15 protein-coding genes are annotated in these 14,055 nt (G+C 61.7%); 2 read left to right on the forward strand and 13 right to left on the reverse strand.

The window, feature by feature from the left end; translation table 11 throughout:
- Nucleotides 1-13 precede the first annotated feature (13 nt).
- From M5G17_RS25425 to M5G17_RS25440, 4 genes are read right to left on the reverse strand one after another with little or no spacing between them, the layout of a single operon-like run.
- The gene (locus M5G17_RS25425) at nucleotides 14-421 is read right to left on the reverse strand and encodes a type IV pilin protein (protein ID WP_273895623.1); all 408 of its coding nucleotides are present in this window, start codon (nucleotides 419-421) and stop codon (nucleotides 14-16) included.
- Nucleotides 422-432: 11 nt separating this feature from the next.
- Nucleotides 433-915 carry a pilus assembly PilX family protein gene (locus M5G17_RS25430; RefSeq protein WP_273895624.1) on the reverse strand — a complete coding sequence of 161 codons (483 nt, stop codon included), beginning with the start codon at nucleotides 913-915 and terminating at the stop codon, nucleotides 433-435.
- 19 nt (nucleotides 916-934) lie between these two features.
- Entirely contained in the window at nucleotides 935-1,594 is a 660-nt protein-coding gene (locus M5G17_RS25435) for a PilW family protein (RefSeq protein WP_273895625.1), read from the reverse strand.
- Nucleotides 1,591-1,803: a type IV pilus modification PilV family protein gene (locus M5G17_RS25440; protein WP_273895626.1), complete on the reverse strand. Its 213-nt coding sequence runs from the start codon at nucleotides 1,801-1,803 to the stop codon at nucleotides 1,591-1,593. Before M5G17_RS25440 ends, M5G17_RS25435 begins: the two co-directional genes overlap by 4 nt.
- A gap of 142 nt (nucleotides 1,804-1,945) precedes the next feature.
- On the opposite strand from M5G17_RS25440, the gene M5G17_RS25445 reads away from it, so the two are divergent.
- Nucleotides 1,946-2,422, forward strand: a complete 477-nt coding sequence (locus tag M5G17_RS25445) for a GspH/FimT family pseudopilin (protein ID WP_273895627.1) — start codon at nucleotides 1,946-1,948, stop codon at nucleotides 2,420-2,422.
- On the opposite strand, the gene ispH is transcribed toward M5G17_RS25445, so the two are convergent.
- The 6 genes from ispH to murJ form a co-directional block, all read right to left on the reverse strand.
- Nucleotides 2,411-3,358, reverse strand: a complete 948-nt coding sequence (ispH, locus tag M5G17_RS25450) for a 4-hydroxy-3-methylbut-2-enyl diphosphate reductase (RefSeq protein ID WP_273895628.1) — start codon at nucleotides 3,356-3,358, stop codon at nucleotides 2,411-2,413. The genes M5G17_RS25445 and ispH overlap by 12 nt on opposite strands.
- 14 nt (nucleotides 3,359-3,372) lie before the next feature.
- Complete coding sequence (fkpB, locus tag M5G17_RS25455) at nucleotides 3,373-3,810, reverse strand: FKBP-type peptidyl-prolyl cis-trans isomerase (RefSeq protein ID WP_273895629.1); 438 nt, start codon at nucleotides 3,808-3,810, stop codon at nucleotides 3,373-3,375.
- The gene (lspA, locus tag M5G17_RS25460) at nucleotides 3,803-4,318 is read right to left on the reverse strand and encodes a signal peptidase II (RefSeq protein WP_273895630.1); all 516 of its coding nucleotides are present in this window, start codon (nucleotides 4,316-4,318) and stop codon (nucleotides 3,803-3,805) included. Before lspA ends, fkpB begins: the two co-directional genes overlap by 8 nt.
- Nucleotides 4,311-7,142 carry an isoleucine--tRNA ligase gene (gene ileS / locus M5G17_RS25465; protein WP_273895631.1) on the reverse strand — a complete coding sequence of 944 codons (2,832 nt, stop codon included), beginning with the start codon at nucleotides 7,140-7,142 and terminating at the stop codon, nucleotides 4,311-4,313. The genes lspA and ileS overlap by 8 nt, the downstream gene beginning before the upstream one ends.
- Entirely contained in the window at nucleotides 7,139-8,089 is a 951-nt protein-coding gene (gene ribF, locus M5G17_RS25470; RefSeq protein WP_273895632.1) for a bifunctional riboflavin kinase/FAD synthetase, read from the reverse strand. Before ribF ends, ileS begins: the two co-directional genes overlap by 4 nt.
- 118 nt (nucleotides 8,090-8,207) lie before the next feature.
- Complete coding sequence (gene murJ / locus M5G17_RS25475) at nucleotides 8,208-9,746, reverse strand: murein biosynthesis integral membrane protein MurJ (RefSeq protein ID WP_273895633.1); 1,539 nt, start codon at nucleotides 9,744-9,746, stop codon at nucleotides 8,208-8,210.
- 251 nt (nucleotides 9,747-9,997) lie between these two features.
- Here murJ and rpsT point away from each other — a divergent pair, with 251 nt between their 5' ends.
- The gene (gene rpsT / locus M5G17_RS25480) at nucleotides 9,998-10,276 is read left to right on the forward strand and encodes a 30S ribosomal protein S20 (protein WP_010220592.1); all 279 of its coding nucleotides are present in this window, start codon (nucleotides 9,998-10,000) and stop codon (nucleotides 10,274-10,276) included.
- Nucleotides 10,277-10,410: 134 nt separating this feature from the next.
- Here rpsT and M5G17_RS25485 read toward each other — a convergent pair whose 3' ends face one another.
- Genes M5G17_RS25485 through M5G17_RS25495 form a run of 3 tightly spaced genes read right to left on the reverse strand, consistent with a single transcriptional unit; the run spans nucleotide 10,411 to nucleotide 13,973 of the window.
- Nucleotides 10,411-12,711 carry a PqiB family protein gene (locus M5G17_RS25485; protein ID WP_273895634.1) on the reverse strand — a complete coding sequence of 767 codons (2,301 nt, stop codon included), beginning with the start codon at nucleotides 12,709-12,711 and terminating at the stop codon, nucleotides 10,411-10,413.
- Nucleotides 12,704-13,327 (reverse strand): paraquat-inducible protein A, encoded by a 624-nt coding sequence (locus M5G17_RS25490; RefSeq protein ID WP_273895635.1) that lies wholly within the window; start codon nucleotides 13,325-13,327, stop codon nucleotides 12,704-12,706. Before M5G17_RS25490 ends, M5G17_RS25485 begins: the two co-directional genes overlap by 8 nt.
- Entirely contained in the window at nucleotides 13,314-13,973 is a 660-nt protein-coding gene (locus tag M5G17_RS25495) for a paraquat-inducible protein A (protein WP_130266321.1), read from the reverse strand. The genes M5G17_RS25490 and M5G17_RS25495 overlap by 14 nt, the downstream gene beginning before the upstream one ends.
- Nucleotides 13,974-14,055: the final 82 nt, after the last annotated feature.

The following is a 14,055-nucleotide window of genomic DNA, read 5'->3' on the forward strand; positions in this document are numbered from 1 at the left end:
CTGAAGTAAACCCTCAACCACCCCAACAGCCACGGCCGCCATCAATGGCACCCGGATTACCACGCACACCGGCCTGGTCGAGTTCAAAATCGGCGCAGCGGTCACTGCTCATCAAGCCTCCCGGGATACGTCGGGCGGTGAGCATGAATGACGCCGAATACCGAACGGCATGCAGCCGATAGTGCTCGGTCCCGGCCGCCAAGGGGGTGACCAGGTCCTGGCTGTCGGCATATTGGCCGGCGCGTGAATAGTGGCGCTCCAGCAGCTGTGTGCTTTCGAACAGCAACCCGGCAATTTCCGTGCGTGCGGCCTTGCGGACCTGTTCGCTGTAGCTGGGATAGGCAATGCCCGCCAGCATGCCGACCACGGCGACGACAAGCAACAGTTCAATCAGGCTCAGGCCTTTGTGCAGGTTGTACATAAGTCGAACCCCTAATGAAGTTGCCGCCAGAGGATGCGCCTGGGTGGGTGGGCGCCCTCGTCTTCAGCCTGTGCATAAACGCTTTCCAGCACGCTGCGCCCTGCCCCGCCATGGCTGACGGCGGTTATCCGGTACAGGGTGACCGCCAGGTTGGCCGGCAGCTGTGCGGCATGGGTGCTCTGGCCAAGGTTCTGCACTAGGTAGAAGCCGCTCGAAGCTCCGTGCCAGCTCAGACCGGAACTTGCGCCTTCGCCACGATAGACGCCCGCCGCCCTCACCCGCCCGGCCTCAGGCGGCGGCAAACAGTAAGTGCACGGCAGCGCCCGTACCACCTGTGCCTCACCCAACAGCAAAGTCTGCTCGGCATGCTCGAAGTTTTGCATGGCTGCCACCAGGTTGCCCGCCATGCGCACCTGCAGGGTGGCACTGACCATGGCCGAGATGCCAAGCACACCCAACAGTCCCAGCAGCACCAGGCTGATCAGCAGGATCATCCCCCGCTGGCTCCCGGCCCTAGCCATTGCGTAACGCTACCGTGAGTTGATACTGCTGCGGCCTGACCCGTGCTTGCGGGTCAAGTAAGGTCAGGCTCAGGCGTAGACCGGCGATACCGCTAGTATCTCGCCTGATGATGTCTACCCGCAGTTCGCCGAGGTTGTCGATCAACGGTGCATAACTGGCACCGCTGCCGAGCATCAGGCTGGCGCCCTCAACACGATAGGCCTGGCGCCGTATCGGTATCGCGTACTGCCCGGCAGGCGCGCCCTGTAGCTCGGGATAGACCCGCGCCTGCTGGGTGCAATCGGTGATCAGCGTCCAGTTCGGCCGCCCGCCAGCGCCCGGCAGCTCGGCGCTGATCAGGTTCAGTTGCAGCAAACGCCCATCCGCTGCCCGGGTGATGTCCAGCGGGTGGGCAAAGGCCTGGGCCGAAGACGGGTGCACATGACTGATGGCATCTGCTCGCAGGCAACCGAACATGCCACTCATGCGGATGTCCTGGGCCAGACGCTGCAAGGTCAGGCGCGCATCTTCCTGCAATTGCGCAGCGATGCCCTGAGCCTGCCAGTTCTGAGTGGCCAGCAGAAACAGGCGGCTGGCACCGAGGATCAGCAACAATCCGAGGCTCAGGGCCAACAACACCTCGACCAGGCCGAAACCGCCTTGCCGGATCATCGCTGAGGCCCCGGCTGCGCGGCGTTGATGCGCGCCAGTTCAAGTACCCCATGCTGCTGATACGCCGCCTGGGTGCTGTGCAATGCATTGTCGGTAGCCTGCAGCGCCCGCACTTGCGCGCCCGCCGCTGAAAACAGGCCAAGCCCCAGCACCAGCATGGCCAACAACACCTCGATCAGGCTCATCCCTTGTTGCCGCTCGCCGTCCATGGCGTCTTCCCTCCTGCGACTTTTCCACAGCCGTTTGCCAACCTGGCCGACTGGACGCTCATGCCTGCCAGCCTGACTCTATAGAAGCACTTCCAGGGAGGAATGCACGGTGAAGCAACAGGGCGTAACACTGATACAAATGATGTTCGCACTAGCACTGGTGGGGATGCTCGCGCACATCGGCGTGCCGGCCTACAGCGCAATGAGCCGCGGGCTACAACAGCAGGCGGCCGCCCGCGACCTGGCGCACGCTCTGCGTTCAGCACGCAGCGAGGCTTTGCTGCGTAATCAGGTGGTCCGCCTGCAGGCGCTGGAAGACAACTGGGGCAATGGCTGGCGCATGGTTCTTGAACAGGATGGTCTGCAGTTGTTGTATCAACAGCGGCTTGAGCGGGTGAGCATCGTCGGCAATCAACCGGTGGCCCGGCAGGTGCGCTTCAGCGGGCTGGGCGTGCCCATGCACGAGGGAGGTGCTTTTCAGGCCGGGACGCTGTTTATCTGCCAGCGCCCCGATCCCTTCAGCCAGTACCGGGTGGTACTGGCACCCACAGGCCGGGTCAGCCTGCGCGAGGAGCCCGGCGAACAGCCGCTGTGCGCGGCTGGCGGGTCAGATCAGTGAACGTACGCGCAGCTCTTTGGGCATCGAGAAAGTGATGTTCTCTTCGCGGCCATCGAGTTCTTCGGCACCCGTGGCACCCCAGGCCCGCAGCTGCTCGATCACGCCACGCACCAGCACCTCGGGCGCCGAGGCCCCGGCGGTGATACCAATGCGCTCGACGCCATCGAACCAGCTTTTTTTCAGGTCTTCGGCGCCGTCGATCAGGTAGGCCGGCGTCGACATGCGCTCGGCCAGCTCACGCAGGCGGTTGGAGTTGGAGCTGTTCGGGCTGCCGACCACCAAGACCACGTCGCACTCATCGGCCAGCTGCTTGACCGCGTCCTGGCGGTTCTGGGTGGCGTAGCAGATGTCGTCCTTGCGCGGCCCGCCGATGTTGGGGAAGCGTGCGCGCAGGGCATCGATCACCCGGCTGGTATCGTCCATCGACAGGGTGGTCTGGGTCACGAACGCCAGTTTGTCCGGGTCATTGACCTGCAGGCTGGTGACATCGTCCTCGTCTTCGACCAGGTAGATGGCGCCGCCATTGCTGGCATCGTACTGGCCCATGGTGCCTTCGACTTCCGGGTGGCCTGCGTGGCCGATCAGGATGCATTCGCGACCGTCACGGCTGTAGCGTGCCACCTCGATGTGCACCTTGGTGACCAGCGGACAGGTAGCGTCGAACACTTTCAGGCCACGCCCAGCTGCTTCCTGGCGCACGGCCTGGGAAACACCGTGGGCGCTGAAGATGACGATGACGTCATCCGGCACCTGGTCCAGCTCTTCGACAAAGATTGCCCCGCGCGCGCGCAAGTCCTCGACCACGAACTTGTTGTGCACCACTTCATGGCGCACATAGATCGGCGGGCCGAAGACTTCCAGGGCGCGGTTGACGATCTCGATCGCCCGGTCCACGCCGGCACAGAAGCCACGGGGGTTGGCGAGTTTGATTTGCATGGGTGACTCCTGGCTCAAAGGGCCTGGACCGCGAGGATTTCCACCTCGAAGTTCAAGGTCTTGCCGGCCAGCGGGTGGTTGAAGTCGATGGTCACTTGCGCGTCATCGAATGCTTTGACCACTCCGGGCAACTCGGCATTGGCGGCGTCGTTGAAAATCACCAGCAGGCCTTCGGACAGCTCCATGTCGTTGAACTGCGAGCGGGGAATGATCTGCACGTTTTGCGGATTCGGCTGGCCGAAGGCGTTCTCCGGGACCACGGTCACGGTGCGCTTGTCGCCAGCCTTAAAGCCAAAGATCGCTGCTTCGAAGCCTGGCAGCAGGTTGCCATCACCGACCTTGAACACCGCTGGCGTCTTGTCGAAGGTGCTGTCGACGGTGTCGCCGTTTTCCAGGTGCAGTGCGAAGTGCAGAGTCACTTCGGTGTTCTGGCCGATACGGGTCTCAGTCATGGACGGGTTCTCCGGACTTTTTGCTCTTGAACATATCCAGCGCCAGCATCACCGCACCGACGCAGATGGCGCTGTCGGCCAGGTTGAAGGCCGGGAAGTACCAGCGGTTCTGCCAGTGCACCAGGATGAAATCGACCACGTGGCCAAGCACGATGCGGTCGTAGAGGTTGCCTAGCGCGCCGCCAAGCACCAGCGCCAAAGCCACTGCCAGCCAGGTCTCGTTGCGCCCCAGGCGCTTGAGCCAGACCACCAGCACGGCGCTGACCACCACGGCGATCAGGGCGAACAGCCAGCGCTGCCAGCCGGAGCTGTCAGCCAGGAAGCTGAAGGCAGCACCGGTGTTGTAGGCCAGGGTCCAGCTGAAGTAATCAGGGATGACCACGATCTGCTGGTACAGGCTCAGCGCACCTTCGAAGTAGAACTTGCTGGCCTGGTCGAGGACCAGGACCAGCACGCTCAGCCACAGCCAGCTGAGGCGCCCGAAGCGCCCCACACCAGGGTTAGGCATAGTGGCGCACCTCGCCATTGCCGCTGATGTTGTCGGCGCAACGGGCACAGATTTCCGGATGCTCGGGGTTTGCGCCAACGTCTGCACGGAAGTGCCAGCAACGGCCGCACTTGGCATGGCCAGACTTGACCACTTTGAGCTTCAGGCCAGGGACTTCGGTCTCGACCGCATCGGCAGGTGCCTGGACAAACGGCGCCACGCTGGCTGCCGAGGTGATCAGGACGAAACGCAGCTCGTCGCCCAGCTTGTTCAGGTCGGCGCTCAGGGCGTCGTCGGCGAACAGGGTGACTTCAGCTTGTAGGTTGCCACCGATGGCCTTGGCCGCACGCTGGTTTTCCAGCTCTTTGTTGACCGCCGTTTTGGCTGCCATCACGCGCTCCCAGTAGGCGCGACCGAGTTCGAAGCCGTCTGGCAGCTCGCTCAGGCCTTCATACCAGGTGTTGAGCATGACCGAATCGTTGCGCTCGCCCGGCAGGTACTGCCACAGCTCATCGGCGGTGAACGCCAGGATCGGCGCGATCCAGCGCACCAGCGCCTCGCTGATGTGGTACAGCGCGGTCTGGCAGGAACGACGGGCAACACTGTTGGCGCCCGTGGTGTACTGACGGTCCTTGATGATGTCCAGGTAGAAGCCGCCCAGCTCCTGCACGCAGAAGTTGTGGACCTTGGAGTAGACGTTCCAGAAGCGGTATTCGCCGTAGTGCTCTTCCAGCTCGCGCTGCAGCAGCAGGGTACGGTCGACGGCCCAGCGGTCCAGCGCCAGCATGTCTTCGGCCGGCAGCAGGTCGCGGGCCGGGTCGAAACCGGTCAGGTTGGAGAGCAGGAAGCGCGCGGTGTTGCGGATACGCCGGTAGGCGTCGGCGCTGCGTTGCAGGATCTGCTCGGAAACCGCCATTTCACCGGAGTAGTCGGTGGCCGAAACCCACAGGCGCAGGATGTCGGCACCCAGGGTGTCGTTGACCTTCTGCGGCTCGATGGTGTTACCCAGCGACTTGGACATCTTGCGGCCGTTCTCGTCGACGGTGAAGCCGTGCGTCAGCAGTTCGCGGTACGGCGCGTGGTTGTCGATGGCGCAACCGGTCAGCAAGGACGAGTGGAACCAGCCACGGTGCTGGTCGGAACCTTCCAGGTACAGGTCGGCGCGCGGGCCGGTGTCGTGACCGATGCTGTGCGAGCCGCGCAGCACGTGCCAGTGGGTGGTACCGGAGTCGAACCAGACGTCGAGGGTGTCGGCGATCTTGTCGTATTGACCGGCCTCGTCACCGAGCAGCTCGGCGGCATCGAGCTTGAACCAGGCTTCGATCCCTTCTTTTTCGACGCGCTTGGCCACTTCTTCCATCAGCTCGACGGTGCGCGGGTGCAGCTCGCCGGTTTGCTTGTCGAGGAAGAACGGGATCGGTACACCCCAGTTGCGCTGACGCGAGATGCACCAGTCCGGACGGTTGGCGATCATCGAGTGCAGGCGTGCCTGGCCCCAGGCCGGGACGAACTTGGTCTGCTCGATGGCCTGGACCGCGCGCTTGCGCAGGGTCTCGCCGTTGTCCGGCTGCTTGTCCATGCCGACGAACCATTGCGCGGTGGCGCGATAGATCAGCGGGGTCTTGTGGCGCCAGCAGTGCATGTAGCTGTGGCTGATGGTTTCGGTGTGCATCAGCGCACCGACTTCAGAGAGTTTTTCGACGATGGCCGGGTTGGCCTTCCAGATGAACTGGCCGCCGAAGAACTCCAGCGATGGCACGTACACGCCGTTGCTCTGCACCGGGGTGAGGATGTCGTCGTTGACCATGCCGTAACGCTTGCAGGTCACGAAGTCGTCTTCACCGTAGGCTGGCGAGGAGTGAACCACACCGGTACCGGCGCCCAGTTCGACGTAGTCGGCCAGGTACACCGGCGACAGGCGATCGTAGAACGGGTGACGGAAGTTGATCAGCTCCAGGGCCGAACCTTCTGCGGTGGCGATTACCGAACCTTCCAGCGAATAACGCTTCAGGCACGGCTCGACCAGCTCTTCAGCCAGCACCAGCAGCTTGTCGCCGGTATCGACCAGGGCGTACTTGAACTCCGGATGGACGTTCAGTGCCTGGTTGGCCGGGATGGTCCACGGGGTGGTGGTCCAGATCACGATCGCGGCAGGCTTGGCCAGCGAGGCCAGGCCAAAGGCGGCAGCCAGCTTGGCTTGATCGACCACCGGGAAGGCGACGTCGATGGTCTGCGATTTCTTGTCGGCGTACTCGACTTCGGCTTCGGCCAGGGCCGAACCGCAATCGAAGCACCAGTTCACAGGCTTGAGGCCCTTGAACACGAAGCCGTGCTTGACCATCTCGGCCAGCGCGCGGATTTCACCGGCTTCGTTGGCAAAGTTCATGGTCTTGTACGGGTTGTCCCATTCACCCAGTACACCCAGGCGGATGAACTCGGTCTTCTGCCCTTCGATCTGCTCGGCGGCGTAGGCGCGGCACAGCTCGCGGGTCTGGTCAGCGCTCAGGTGCTTGCCGTGTGTCACTTCGACCTTGTGCTCGATCGGCAGGCCGTGGCAGTCCCAGCCTGGGACGTACGGGGCGTCGAAACCGGACAGGGTCTTGGAGCGGAGAATCATGTCCTTGAGAATCTTGTTCAGCGCATGACCGATGTGGATCTTGCCGTTGGCGTAGGGCGGGCCGTCGTGCAGCACGAACTTCGGACGATCCTTGCCAATTTCGCGCAGCTTCTGGTACAGGCCAATGCTGTCCCAGCGCTGCAGGATCTGCGGTTCGCGCTGTGGCAGGCCGGCCTTCATCGGGAAGGCGGTGTCCGGAAGGTTTAGCGTGGCTTTATAGTCGGTCATTTCAGGCTCTTCGTTAGCGGTTGACCGTGCCAATGGGCACGTGCGGCGGCGATATCCGCATCGATCGCCGACTTCAGCGCCTCCAGGGAGGCGAATCGCTGCTCTTCACGCAGCTTGTGGTGGAATTCCACCGTCAGACGCCGGCCATAGAGATCGCCGGCAAAATCCAGAAGATGTACTTCCAGGTGGGCTTTGCCATCACCTGAAACAGTAGGCCGTACGCCAATGTTGGCGACGCCCGGCCAGTTATTGCCATCGAGCTCGACGCTGACCAGGTAGACCCCGGTGAGCGGCACGCGATGGCGTTTGAGCTGGATGTTGGCGGTCGGCGTACCCAGCTGGCGCGCCAGCTTCTGCCCGTGCAGCACCCGCCCGCAGATACGGAACGGCCGCCCGAGCAGACGTTCGGCCAGGGCGAAATCGGCGTTGGCCAGCGCATCGCGTACTTGTGTGCTGCTGACCCGCAGACCATCGAGCTCGACGGTTTGCGCCGCTTCAACGGTGAAGCCCTGGCTCAGGCCGGCCTGCTGGAGGAATTCGAAATCGCCTACCCGGTCGCAACCAAAGCGGAAATCGTCCCCCACTTCCAGATGCTGCACACCCAGGCCATCGACCAGGATGGTGTCGACGAACTCGGCGGCACTGAGCTTGCTCAGGCGCTGGTTGAACGCCAGGCACAGCACCCGCTCAACACCGGCGGCGGCCAGCAGGGCGACCTTGTCGCGCAGGCGGGCCAGGCGCGCGGGCGCGGTGTCGGGGGCGAAGTACTCACGCGGCTGTGGTTCGAAAATCACCACGCAGCTGGGCACGCCCAACTCATCCGCTCGCTCACGCAGGCGCGCCAGGATTGCCTGGTGGCCGCGGTGAACACCGTCGAAGTTGCCAATAGTGGCGACACAGCCCCGGTGCTGGGGGCGCAGGTTGTGGAGGCCTCGAACCAGCTGCATAACGCGCTTCTTGCTCATAAAGTGGTCGATTATAACCACACCCGGGCGCTGACGACAGGCAGCAGCGTCACCCCGTGGCGTGGAATGTGTAAAACCGACGTCTGACCGTCATTACGCCTTAATGCAACGCGTTGCGGGCAAAGTCACGCGGGCGGAATCCAAACAGCAACAGACAGCCGAAATAGGTCACGACTCCAGCCAGGATCAGCGCGCCCAGGCGCAGGAAGCGCTCAAGCATCTGCCCTTCGGCCCAGGCTGGCATGTAATGCATGCCCACCAGTAATACCGCCGACATCAGCAGCACCGCTACCACCAGCTTGGCGAGGAACTTGGCCCAGCCCGGTTGTGGCTGGAACAACTGCTGCTGGCGCAGCTTCCAGTACAGCAAGCCGGCGTTCAGGCAGGCACCAAGGCTGATGGCCAAGGCCAGGCCGGCGTGCTGCAGGTGAGAGACGAACATCAGGTTGAATAGTTGGGTACAGACCAGGGTAAAGATGGCGATCTTCACCGGCGTACGGATGTTCTGCTGTGCATAAAAGCCTGGAGCCAGCACCTTGACCAGGATAATCGCCAGCAGGCCGACCGAATAGGCGACCAGCGCGCGCTGGGTCATCGCCGCGTCGAAGGCGCTGAATTTACCGTACTGGAACAGCGCCACAGTCAACGGCTCGGCCAGAATCGCCATGGCCAGGGTACATGGCAGCACCAGCAGGAAGCACAGACGCAGGCCCCAGTCGAGGATGCGCGAATACTCGTGGCGGTCGCGGTTAGCGTAAGTCTTGGCCAGGGTGGGCAGCAGGATAGTGCCCAGGGCCACGCCGAGCACCCCGGAGGGCAGCTCCATCAGGCGGTCGGCGTAGTACATCCAGGATACCGAGCCTGCCACCAGGAACGAGGCGAAGATGGTGTTGATGATCAGCGAGATCTGGCTTACCGACACCCCGAGGATCGCCGGCAGCATCTGCTTGAGCACCCGCCACACGCCGCTATCGCGTACGTTCAGACGCGGCAGCACGAGCATGCCGATCTTCTTCAAATGAGGCAGCTGGTACAACAGTTGCGCCAGGCCACCCGCCAGCACACCCCAGGCCAGGGCCATGATCGGCGGGTCGAAGTACGGGGTCAGGAACAGGGTAAAGCCAATCATCGCCACGTTGAGCAGGGTCGGCACGAAGGCCGGCACCGAAAAGCGGTTCCAGGTATTGAGGATGGCCCCGGCCAGCGATGACAGCGAGATCAGCAATATATAAGGAAACGTCACCCGCAGCAGGTCGGTGGTCAGCTGGTATTTCTCGGTACTGTCGACAAAACCCGGTGCCGTGACCCACACCACCCACGGCGCGGCGAGGATCCCCAGCGCGGTGACCACAGCCAGCACCAAAGTCAGCAGGCCGCTGACGTAGGCGATGAAGGTGCGCGTAGCCTCCTCGCCCTGCTGGGTCTTGTATTCAGCCAGTATCGGCACGAACGCCTGGGAAAACGCGCCTTCGGCAAAGATGCGCCGCAGCAGGTTGGGCAGTTTGAAGGCAATGAAGAAGGCGTCGGTGGCCACGCCTGCACCGAAAACTCGCGCCAGGATGGTGTCACGGACAAAGCCCAGCACCCGCGAGATCATGGTGATGGAGCTGACCGCGGCCAGGGATTTGAGAAGATTCATCGAAAGTTTTTTACGCCTGAGGATAAAGGGCTGTGCCGCAACGTGCCCAGTTGTGCGATACTCCGCGCCGCAACGCAAGCAGAGCAAAAACTCCCGAGTTTACAGGTCGTGCCGCAGAAGGGAATCACTCCCTTGTACAGAACGACCACTCAGCGGAACCATGCAAGTGCCCTTGACAACCGATTAACTCATCGGCATGATTCGCGGCCTATTTTGTTTGCTATTTACCAAGTCTTTCGAGGAGCTCGACGGTGGCCAACTCACCTTCCGCCAAAAAACGTGCAAAACAGGCTGAGAAGCGTCGCAGCCACAACGCCAGCCTGCGTTCCATGGTTCGTACCTACATCAAGAATGTAGTTAAAGCCATCGACGCAAAAGACGCCGAAAAAGCGCAAGCTGCTTATACTCTGGCTGTTCCAGTTATCGACCGTATGGCCGATAAAGGTATCATCCACAAGAACAAGGCTGCTCGCCATAAAGGCCGTCTGAATGGCCACATCAAGGCGCTGAAAGAAGCTGCAGCTGCCTAAGCGACATGCTTGTTGAAGAACCGACCTCAGGGTCGGTTTTTTATTGCCTGTAATTTGTGTTGGTGCCAAAAAGTATCGCGGGGCAAGCCCGCTCCCACAGTGTAGGAGCGGGCTTGCCCCGCGATCGCTAACGACTACTTACCAATCTGAATCTTCGGCGCCCACTGCAGCCATTCATCCTCAGCCTTGTCGAACAGGGCAAAGGTCTGCTCGGGTCGGGCCGGGTTGCCCATCTTCTCGCCGTCCGGCGTTGCGAAGGCAATGCCACCCTCGATCAGAGTCTCCAGCGACTCTGTACGCACCGTAGCGCCCTTGAACAGGCCGATATCGAAGCCAAAGCCGCTGCTGTTCCAGAAACGGCTGCCACCGCGTACCAGTGCTGCGTACTTGGGCTCGATCAGGATATGGATCAGCACTCGATCCGCTGTCTGCCCCAATTCGAAACCCGTGACCTTGCCCACCGCAATCTCCCGGTAGGTGACCGGCACTCCCGGCTTGATCGAGCCCCGGCGCGCAGCACTTAGCACCAGCGACAATCCGGCTTCGCGCTCAGAGAAATCCGGCGCCTGGGGCAACGCATTGAAGTTGCGCTGAGGCCCAAGATTCTTCACTGCCGGCTGCACTTCCAGGTACTGGCCGGTAACCAGGGTTTCCAGGTTGGCGGTCTTGACGATGCCCAGGGCCGGCTTGACCACCCAGAACTGGGTCCCTTCGCGGGCAATGCGCTCCGGCACTTCGGTAATGCGCACCTTGAGCAGCACCGCCTGCAGATCATTGGTCAGGTCGACCTGCTCGACCTTGCCAACATCCAGGCCCTTGAAGCGAACCGGCGTACCTACCTTTAGGCCATCGGCGCGATCGACACGAATGGTTACCGTAGTCCCACTGCGGTTGGCCGCGTCCTGATTCTCATACAGACTGAAGAACGGAATACGGCGCTTGAGTGCCACGTTCGGGATAGGTGTGTCGAAGGCGATACCACCGGCCATCAGGCTTTGCAGCGATTCACTCTTGATCTGAATACCCGACAGCCCGCCACTCAAGGTGATGCCGCTAGCATTCCAGAAGCGCGTCGAACCGTTGACCAGGCCGGCGTACTCTTTCTCGATATGTACGCCAATCAGCAGGCGTTTACTCTTCTTCGAGAACTGGTAGCTCTGCACCGTACCGACTTTGACCTGGCGGTAGAGGATCGGACTGCCCACTTCCAGTGAACCTAGGTTGTCGCTGTACAGCACCAGATGCAGCCCGGGCGCCTTGAGATCCAGTGGCGGCGCCTTGGCCCGCGCCTCGAACTCACGCAGCGGGGTGGCGCCCTTGTCACCCGGGCGGATGGCGATGTAGTTGCCTTTGACCAGCGCTTCCAGGCCGGTGATGCCGGCCAGGGAGATCGATGGCTTGACCACCCAGAATTGCGTGCCATCGACCAGGTAGTCCTCGGCCAGCGGATCGAGGGTCAGTTCAGCCGTGGCGCTCGACAGGTCGGCATCGACCTTGAGGGTCTTTAGCGAGCCCACCTGGATGCCTTTGTACATCACCGGGGTACGACCGGCCTGCAGGCCTTCAAAGTCGCTGAGTTTGACCTTGGCGCGAATCCCGGCCTGAGCTGCATCGAAGTCTTCGTACAGGCGAAACGGCAGGCCCGGATCGGTTGGCGGGCTGTCCTTGCGGTGCTCGGGCGTAGCGAACGCGATACCACCGGCGACGATGCTGGCCAGCGACTCGCTGCGCACCTTAACTCCGGAGAGGTCGGCATCAATGCTGACGCCACTGGCGTTCCAGAAGCGCGTGTGCTTGCGCACCAGGTCAGTGTAAGCCGGCTCGATGAACACTTTGAGCTCGACCGTGCCCTGGTCATCGGCCAGGCGATAGCTTTTCACCCGACCGACCTGGATCTGCTTGTAGAACACCGGGCTGTCGCGGTTGAGCGAGCCCAGACGGTCAGCCTTGAGAGTCAGGTGCAAGCCCGGCTCGCTGTCAGACAGCGGCGGCGCCTCATCCAGCGCCTTGAAGCGCTTGATCGGCTCGCCCTGCCCTGGGCTTACGGCAATGTAGTTACCCGATACCAGGGTCTCAAGGCCAGTGATCCCGGCCAGGCTGACGCTTGGCTTGACCAGCCAGAAGCGCGTACCGGTGCTCAGGTAGGGCTCGGCCTCCTTGTTCATCTCGATGGTGGCAATGACGCCAGTTTTGCTGCCCTTGGCATCGAGTACCAGCTCTTTGACCTTACCGACCGACATGCCCTTGAAGACCACTTCGGTCTTGTTGGCGACGATACCCTCGCCGCTTTCAAAGCGGACCTGGATGTTCACCCCTGACTCGCGATAGGCCTGCCAACCAAGCCAGCCGCCGATCACCAGGGCGATCAGGGGCAATATCCATATGGCCGACCAGTTCGAAGCTGGGCGGGTTTTAGCCGTAGGCAAATCACTCATGGTCGTCATCCGACTCCGTGTTATCCCAAATCAGTCGGGGATCGAAGGTTACTGCAGCGAGCATTGTCAAAATCACCACACTGGCGAAGGCGACAGCGCCCCAATTGGCTTCGACACTGGCGATCCTGCCGAAATTCACCACCGCCACCAGAATGGCGATCACGAAAATATCCAGCATCGACCAGCGTCCGATGAATTCAATGAAGCGGTACATCAAAATGCGTTGCCGGGCCGACAACGGTTGGTGGCGCTGCACCGAGTAGAGCAGCAGGGCAATACCCACCAGCTTGAAGGTTGGCACCAGGATACTGGCGATGAACACCACCGCAGCAATCGGCAGCATGCCGTGCTTCATCAAGGTGATAACGCCGGACATGATGGTGTCCGGGCTACCCTGACCCAGGGCGCTGACGGTCATGATCGGCAGCACATTGGCCGGGATGTAGAGGATTGCCGAAGTGATTAGCAACGCCCAGGTTCGCACCAGGCTGTTCGGCCGCCGTGCGTGCACCACTGCCCCGCAGCGGTTGCAGGTTTGCGCGTCACTGTCCGGCTCCTGGCGGTTCAGTTCATGGCAGTCGCCACAAACCAGAATGCCAGCATCAATCGCACGCATGCAGGTCTTCCCCCGATAAAGCACTCCATATCTGGTGGGGTGACATCACCACCTCCAGCCACACCTGCACCAACAACAAACTGATAAAGCAGGCCAGCCCCAAACCCAGGCTCAGCTCCGCCAGGTCGACCAGCTTGACCATCGCCACCAGCACGCCCATGAAATACACCTCGAGCATGCCCCAATCGCGTAGATGGTGATAAATCCGATAGAGCAACAAACCGTAACTGCGGCCGATGTTCAGGCGAATACTCAACAGTACCGCCAACTGGCACAGCAGCTTGAGCAAGGGAATGGCCATGCTGCAGAGAAACACCACCACTGCCACGCCGCCCATACCTGTGTTGTACAGCCCGACCACGCCACTCCAAACTGTGTCGTTGGAGCTTTGCCCCAGCAGGTGCAGTTGCATGATCGGCAGGAAGTTGGCCGGCACGTATAGCAGCAAAGCTGCCAGTACCAGGGCCAGGCTGCGCTGAACCACATTATGTCGATGGGCGTAGAGCTCGTAACCACAGCGCGGACAATGCGCCTTTTCATCCTGTTTGAGCACAGGCTTGCGCATCAGCAGGTCGCATTCGTGACAGGCCACCAGATCGTCCAGGGGCAGGTCGGCGAGCTGATGAGGGTCGGCAGGTTCTGACATAGTGAACTTCTGAGTCAACGCGAGGGGGCCATTCTAACTGATGTGAGATCCATAGGAGCGGCGCCAGAAAGACAAAACCCCT

The sequence above is a fragment of the Pseudomonas rubra genome (assembly GCF_028656935.1).
GTDB classification, from domain to species: Bacteria; Pseudomonadota; Gammaproteobacteria; order Pseudomonadales; family Pseudomonadaceae; genus Aquipseudomonas; species Aquipseudomonas rubra.